This window comes from Caballeronia sp., from assembly GCF_028292365.1.
GTDB lineage: Bacteria > Pseudomonadota > Gammaproteobacteria > Burkholderiales > Burkholderiaceae > Caballeronia.
Genome location: NZ_JAQGMM010000497.1, coordinates 1 through 7,178 on the forward strand (window position 1 = coordinate 1; position 7,178 = coordinate 7,178).

Here is a 7,178-nt window from a genome sequence, read left to right on the forward strand (position 1 = left end):
GGCGCAGGCTTGCAGCCCGTTCGCCCTTCTTGCGTTACTGCTGGTCAATCTTCAGCCCGCGCTAATCCGCCGGACAGGCGGTTTGGCAGCATGTTTTGTCGCGATTGTTCGCTGCGGTGCTTATGCTTGTGCGCTGGAAATCCCCCGTGCATTTCCGCGATTCCGTACGCCGGATGAATCGCGTTCCGATGGCAAGCGGTAGCGTGTCGACGTAGGCGTCAACGGGTTCACCGGGAGCGGAAGAATGGGTGAAAGGGCTTACGGTTGCGCTCGTTGCCCGGCCGCCGCCGATGGTGCGCTTGAATAGCGGGGGAACGTGCGAGTCGCGTTTCATTGAAGCGGTGGTGTCTCGAAGTTTTGATATTCGAGTGCATCTTAAGGAAGCGGCTGATTCCTTTCCAATCAGATTTTTGACGATACCGATATCAAATCCGGTATGTCCTTGACGTCTTGCGGAACAGGACGGCCTAAAGAGCGATAAATTTCTGATTGCAGCGCTAACAGTGCGTGCCGCTCCTACACTTTGGGATAACGCGTCCCTGAATCCTTGTGTCGAGCGCGTTGCCCAAGGCCCGCTTCGCCAGGGCCGGAGAGCAGCTTAGGGAAAACACTTGCCGCAGCGCACTTGTTTTATTAGTGCTAACGCAAAAAACATCACATTGCCAGGCGCCGTGGGCTCATCGTCATGCGTGCGGCTTCTGGCGGAAACACTTGCCACGATCCGTCGTCGTGACGGAAGAAGAGCAATGCCAGCACACCGGTCGGCCGAAGCGCTTCCACGCGGACATAGCGTGTATGGTTCGCCGGCATGCGGCACAGGCGGATCTCGCGTACCGGTGCGCCGGGTGTTGGCGCGAGCCATTTGTCGACTATCCGACGCAGTGAATCACGTTGCGTATTCATGATGTTTCTCCTTAATGACGACAGTGAACAGGTTCATGCGGCGAGCAGGTCGTCATGACCCCGCGCGTTGACCCAGCCTTTGAGCATGGCTATTGCCACGCGGTACGCGAGACCTGGATGAGAGAGACAGGCCTCCACTTGCGAACTGCGGTTCTCGCCAAAAAGTACCCAGGCGCAGAGGTGTTCGCAGTTGTTGCTAAGCAGCCGATAGCGGTCTTCACCCAGCCTTGAGCGAACCCGGCGGACCGCATCCTGCCCGGTAAACATCGCCATGGCATGGACGCGAATGCGAATCTCGCGCCCTGCGCCGAAGCGTTCGAGCGTGGTCTCTTCAATCGGACCGCGATGCAACGAACCCGCGAAGCCGGCGTAGTGCACGACGCGGCCGTTGCCTACGTAAATGCCGTGATGTTCGTAACCCGAGCGTTGCGTCACGAGGTGAGCACCGGGAGCGGGTTCGTAGTCGATGGCGACATCGGGAATTGAGCGGCCGAGTCGAGCGCAGAGCCTGGATGATTGATTGCCCGACATGACCGGTTTCTCCTGGATGGGTGGAAGCCGGGGTGTTGCAAGTAAGCCGGCGGTTGATCAAGTCATTGCATCAACCGGGCCAATGCATGCACAGCCTTATGTGACAAGGCGCAGGCGGAAATAAGGGTGTTGGAGGCAGCGTGAAGACAATGAGAGACCCAACACTTTTTCGAGCGATGTGTTGGATCAACCCCATCACTAAGCGGGTGATAGAACTAACGAAGCGCGATGGGCGAACGGATCACCGGCCATGGTAGGAGCCTGTCATCAAATGTTCATGCGCTCGGAAACCGACGCTTGATCGATCGCTTCCTGGGGCCTTAGTTGCGATGCCTCCAGCGCTTCATGTCGGGCAGAAGTGAAGCCAACGTGATGTCCAAGTGTTGGTCTTGCGACGACTAAAACAACTCGACTTGTTGGCGCCGAACCAACCAGGCGCAGCGACCCAAGGTGATCCGCATCCCACGCAATACAACGCAAACGCACGCGCCAGAAGGCTCAGCGTGAAACGCATCTCAGCAGTCCCACTTTCGGCATGCGCCTTGCATAAAGAAGCGCGTCCACCCCTCGCTAACCAGGCAAGACACCGGAGCCTCACCATGACTGCACTCGCCATTGAAGACATTCCCTGTGATCTCACGCTCGATCATCAAGCGATGACCTGCATCCACGGCGGCAACGGCCTTGGGAGTTGGGTGTTTGGTTGGGTGCTGCCCTTCGTCGAATCGCACCCCTCATCCATGATGCCGGTCGTGAACCTGTACGAAACGACTAACAACTTCTATGCTGATCAGATGATCAATCAGTTCCAGACCACCAACGTGAATAACACCGGCTCGAATTCGAACATCTCGGTCAACCCGAACGAGCACAGCCTCAACCACGCTTGAAGCGGAACGCAAGGAAGCACACACGAAGCAACCGGTTCTGTCTCGCCGTTCACGCGGCAACCCTTCGGCGCAGACACGCGCGCCGCTGCCGACATCGGAGGTCTCATGAGTAACACCGGTGAGTTTCGATGGACATCGGCCGCCCGCACGGACACAGGTCTCGTGCGCGAGGTCAACGAAGACGCCTGCCTCGAAATGCCCGAACACGGCCTGTGGGCCGTCGCCGACGGCATGGGCGGCCACGCGGTTGGCGATGTCGCGAGCCAGATGGTGATCGACCGGCTGGAGCACTCATCGGCGCCCGGCAAACCCGTCCCTCTCGACGAGCGCATGCGCGAAGCACGAGAGCGGCTCATGGCGGTCAACGCGGACCTGCGCTCGGAAGCCGCGCGACGGCAAGTGCGCCGGATCGGCAGCACGGTCGTCATGCTGCTGGCGAGCGAACGGTCTTGCGGGTATCTGTGGGCAGGCGACAGCCGCCTCTATCTTTGCCGACAAGGTTCCTTGCGACAGTTGACGCGCGATCACAGCCAGGTCGAAGAACTGAAGGCACGCGGTCAGATCAGCCCGGAAGAGGCGCTGCATCATCCGGGGAAACACCTGATAACGCGCGCTGTCGGCGCCATGGATACGCTTGAGCTCGATGCGGATCGTATCGATCTGCATGACGGTGACATCTTCCTGCTCTGCAGCGACGGGTTGAGCAACGAGGTAAGCGACGAGGAAATGGGCGGCGTCCTGACAACCGGCGATTGCCGGCAAGCGGTAGCGCGGCTGCTTGAACTCGCCCTGCGGCGCGGCGGACGCGACAACATCTCGGTGGTCGTGGCGCAGGCCGAGGATATTTTCTGCCTCGACAAAACGCAGATCAATCCAACGCTCTAGTGGTCCTTGTCCTTCTGCGCAGCGGGCGCCGCGTGATTGCGAAAATCCTTCGAATGCAGCCCGTGCTTCTTCAGCAGCATCTGCACATGCGAGCGGTTCATCTCGAAGCGCCGCGCCAGTTCCGCGACCGTCCCGCCCACTTCGTGCAGGCCGCGTTCGAGAAAAGCGCGCTCCGCTTCATCGCTGGCCGTGCGCTTGGCATCGCTGAGCGAGACCGCGCTTGCGGCCAAACCGCTCACTGCAGAGGTTGAATTACCTGGACGGATATCGACGGGAAGATGCTCTATGTCGGCCGTTTCCGGCGCCAGGCAGACGATCCGGTAGACCAGATTTCTCAATTCGCGGATATTGCCCGGGTAGTCGTATGTCCGCAGGAACTCGCGCAGCCTGAGCGTCATCCTCACCGGCTGGCGCTTGAGCGCCGCCGCGGCTTCGTCGCCGAAATACGCCAGCAGCAACGCAATCTCGTCGCGCCGCTCGCGCAACGGCGGCAAGGTCAGGTGGATCACACTGAGCCGATAGAACAGGTCCTCGCGAAAGCGCCCCTCTTCGCTCATGCGTCGCAGGTTGCGATTCGTTGCCGCCACGATCCGCGTGTCGACCGCAATGGGCTCATCCGATCCCACGCGCTGGATCTCATGGGCTTCCAGTACGCGCAGGAGCTTCACCTGTCCCGCAAGTGGCAACTCACCGATTTCATCGAGAAAAATAGTGCCCGTATGTGCGCTCTCGAATTTTCCCTTCCGATCATTCGATGCCCCGGTGAACGCGCCTTTTTTGTGACCAAATAGTTCGGACTCCAGCAGGTTGTCCGGAATCGCGCCGCAATTCACCGATATATACGGCCTGTCCGCGCGCGCGCCGTTCGCGTGAATCACCTTCGCCATCAGTTCCTTGCCTGTTCCGCTCTCCCCGTCCACCAGCACCGGCAGATCGGTTGGCGCCGCCTTCTCGGCAATCTCCAGCGCCTCCAGCAGTTTGGGGTTATCGCCGAAAGTGCCTTCGAATATGAAGCTTCGCGCGAGCAATGCCTCGCGGCGCTCGCGCGGGGATCCGGCCAGACGTTGCGGCTCGGCGACAGCCGCCTGTACAAAACGCTCTCTGTGCGACAACTGCATCACCTCGTCGCGCAGCACGCTCGCCTGCCTCAGCAGCTTCTCGATTTCCGGGCGCTCCATGCGCGACGACCAGCGTAACGTCGAGCGGAGAATTTCGATCTTCTCCAGCAGGCCGGCGTACGAGGTCGCGGGGCTGGCCGGCAGGTCTTCGATATCGTCGAGTATCTTCATGCTGCGCTCAGTTGTTTTTGCACGAGTTGGTAGTACATGCCCTTGCGCGCGACGAGTTCGTCGTGGCGTCCCTGTTCGACGATCGCGCCTTCATACAACACGAGGATCTTGTCTGCACGCATGATCGTGCTGAGCCTGTGGGCAATGATCACCGCCGTGCGGCCCCTCAGGATCTCCTGCATGTTGCCGAGAATGTTGCTTTCCGATTGGGTATCGAGCGCGGAGGTTGCTTCGTCGAAAACCAGGAGGCGCGGATCGTGATAAAGCGCGCGCGCAATGCAGAGCCGCTGGATCTGGCCGCCGGACAAACCCACGCCGCGTTCACCCACGATCTGCTCATAACCCAACGGCATCTTGCTGATGAACCCGTGGGCATCGGCCATCTTTGCGGCTTCTTCAATGCGCCTGCGGTCGGGCGCTTCGTCGCCGCTCGCCACGTTCTCCGCGATCGTCCCGGAGAACAGCAGGTTGCTCTGCATGACATAGCCGATCTGCGCGCGGTACACGTTTTTATCGATCACATTCAGATCGTAGCCATCGACCACCATCTTGCCTTCCGTCGGGGTGTAGAAACCGACCAGCAGCTTCGCGAGCGTGGTCTTGCCGGAACCGCTCCGGCCCACTATGGCGATCAGCTCACCCGGCTTGATCTCGAAACTGATGTTCTCCAGCACGTAGTCAGTGTCATTGCCGTCATAGCGAAAATACACATTGTTCAGGCTGATCTCGCCTTGCAGGTCGGGCAGCATGATGCGCGACGGCAGATCCTCCGGCTTCTGTTCCGGCTCCATGTCGAGCACATCGCCTAATCGCTCCATGGCGACGCCAGCGTCGTTGAGCAGGCTCCACAGGCCGATCAACCCCATCAGCGGCGTCAGCACGCTCCCCATGAACGCATTGAACGCAATCAGTTGCCCGATGGTCATCTCGTGCGTCAAGACCATGTTCGCGCCCACCCAAAGAATCGCGATCGTGGTCGCGGCGTTCAGCATCTGGCTGCCCAGCGACACGGCAATATTGAACGCCTGCGCGCGATACTGGACCTCCAGCGCCTTGGCGTATTTCTTTTCCCACTTCAGTCGCACAGTCCGCTCTATGCCCATGCCCTTGATGGTCTCCACGCCGCCCAGCGCTTCCATCAGGAACGACTTCGATTCGGTCGATGCAGAGAAAACCTCGCGTGCGTAGTTCTTGATCTTCGGCGTGGCGAGCGCGGTCAGCGCCATGATCGGAATCACGAAACCGATCAGCAGCAGGGTCATCTTCACGTTGTAGAGAAACATGATCGTGAAGTAGATGAAGACCATCAGCAAGTTGAGCGCGGTCGTCACGGTCGATTCAGTGAGGAACGCGCGGATAGTATGGTTCTCCTGGAAGCGCGCGAAAATATCGCCAGTCTTGCGTTTGGCGAAGAACGAGAAAGGCAGTGACAGCGTATGGCGGAAGAACTGCGACATCATCGCGAAGTCCATGTTGCGGACCATGAAGTTCGCAAGATACGCGCGAATGGTCGCCATCAATTGCGAGAACAGGTTGGAAATGATCAAGCCGGCAATCAGCAAATGCAACAGACCGACGTTCTGGTGAACGATCACCCCGTCGAGAATATTCTGGATGATCAGCGGCGGAATGACGCCGAGCATCTGGATCACGAACGTCGCGAGGAAGAGGTGCGCCAGGATCTTCTTGTACGGTTTCAGGTAGCCGACAAACCGGACCCACGGCGAACGGCTGCCGGCTGCTTGCGCAAGTTCGGGCGGGGCCGTGAACAGCAGGCACGTGCCGCTCCAGCCACGCTCGAATTCCTCCACGTCCATCTTCCGAAAACCCATCGCTGGGTCCGCCACCCATACCTGGTTCCTCGAGATTCCGTACACCACTACATAGTGGTATCCCTCCCAGTGGACAATGAACGGCAGTTCGAAACCGCGCAGTGACTCGAAGGTGCATTGAACGCCACGCGTGGTAAAACCCAACACCTCGCCCGCTCGCGCGAGACTGTCAAGCGTCGCGCCCTGGGTCGTGACGTTGGCGAGTTCGCGGAGCTTGCCGAGCGTCATGGATATCTCGTAGTGCTTGCAGATCATTGCAAGACTGGCCGCGCCGCAATCCATCTCCTCCGCCTGCTGCACCCACGCGAAGCGGCGTATCACCCGCTCGCCCAACTCCGGTTTCGAGTGCAGGTCGAGCATGGCCGGCAGCGAGCGTCGTTCCTCCAGCTTTTTCTGGCGCTGCAACTCGCGCTCGGTAAACCGGATGCGGTCTTCCAGCACTTCGCGCAGCTTCGGGTTGCGTTCGAGCACGAGGTGCACGGTTTTCTCTGGAACGACCAGGAGGCGTGTATCCACGTTCGCGATGACCGTTGCCTGCTGCTCCTGTCGCAACAGGCAAGCCTTCTCGCCGAAGACCTCGCCCGCTCTCAAGGTCGCAAGCAGATATTCGTTCGCACCCTCCTTGCGCACGATCCGCACTTCGCCCTGCCGAACCACGTATAGCCGCCGGTCATCGCGCGCGTCCTGATGGATGATCTCCTTGCCCGCGGCAACCCGCTTCACGCCGACGCTGCGCACCGACGCCTCGAGCTCGGCCTTGTCGATCTTGCCTCGCAGGTCGAAGAGCTTCGCGACAAAACCGCCGGCCGAACTGATCGCGACATAGCTCGTGACGAACGCGAGCGCCG

7 protein-coding genes are annotated in these 7,178 nt (G+C 59.8%); 3 read left to right on the forward strand and 4 right to left on the reverse strand.

Annotated features, from left to right (window positions below; translation table 11 throughout):
- Positions 1-202: hypothetical protein (locus JWR14_RS29110; RefSeq protein ID WP_299716016.1), on the forward strand; the 202-nt coding region annotated here is incomplete at its 5' end.
- 452 nt (positions 203-654) lie between these two features.
- Here JWR14_RS29110 and JWR14_RS29115 read toward each other — a convergent pair.
- Positions 655-903, reverse strand: a complete 249-nt coding sequence (locus JWR14_RS29115) for a hypothetical protein (RefSeq protein WP_299716019.1) — start codon at positions 901-903, stop codon at positions 655-657.
- A 33-nt stretch (positions 904-936) separates the two neighbouring features.
- Complete coding sequence (locus JWR14_RS29120) at positions 937-1,434, reverse strand: lecithin retinol acyltransferase family protein (RefSeq protein WP_299716021.1); 498 nt, start codon at positions 1,432-1,434, stop codon at positions 937-939.
- Positions 1,435-2,033: 599 nt separating this feature from the next.
- On the opposite strand from JWR14_RS29120, the gene JWR14_RS29125 reads away from it, so the two are divergent.
- On the forward strand, positions 2,034-2,324 hold the full coding sequence (locus JWR14_RS29125; RefSeq protein ID WP_299716025.1) for a hypothetical protein: 291 nt from the start codon (positions 2,034-2,036) through the stop codon (positions 2,322-2,324).
- Between the two features lie 105 nt (positions 2,325-2,429).
- A complete protein-coding gene (locus tag JWR14_RS29130) occupies positions 2,430-3,209 on the forward strand; it encodes a protein phosphatase 2C domain-containing protein (protein ID WP_299716027.1) in 780 nt (259 codons plus the stop codon).
- On the opposite strand, the gene JWR14_RS29135 is transcribed toward JWR14_RS29130, so the two are convergent.
- Positions 3,206-4,498 carry a sigma-54 dependent transcriptional regulator gene (locus tag JWR14_RS29135; RefSeq protein WP_299716030.1) on the reverse strand — a complete coding sequence of 431 codons (1,293 nt, stop codon included), beginning with the start codon at positions 4,496-4,498 and terminating at the stop codon, positions 3,206-3,208. The genes JWR14_RS29130 and JWR14_RS29135 overlap by 4 nt on opposite strands.
- On the reverse strand, positions 4,495-7,178 hold a 2,684-nt coding region (locus tag JWR14_RS29140; protein ID WP_299716033.1), incomplete at its 5' end, for a peptidase domain-containing ABC transporter. The genes JWR14_RS29140 and JWR14_RS29135, both read right to left, overlap by 4 nt.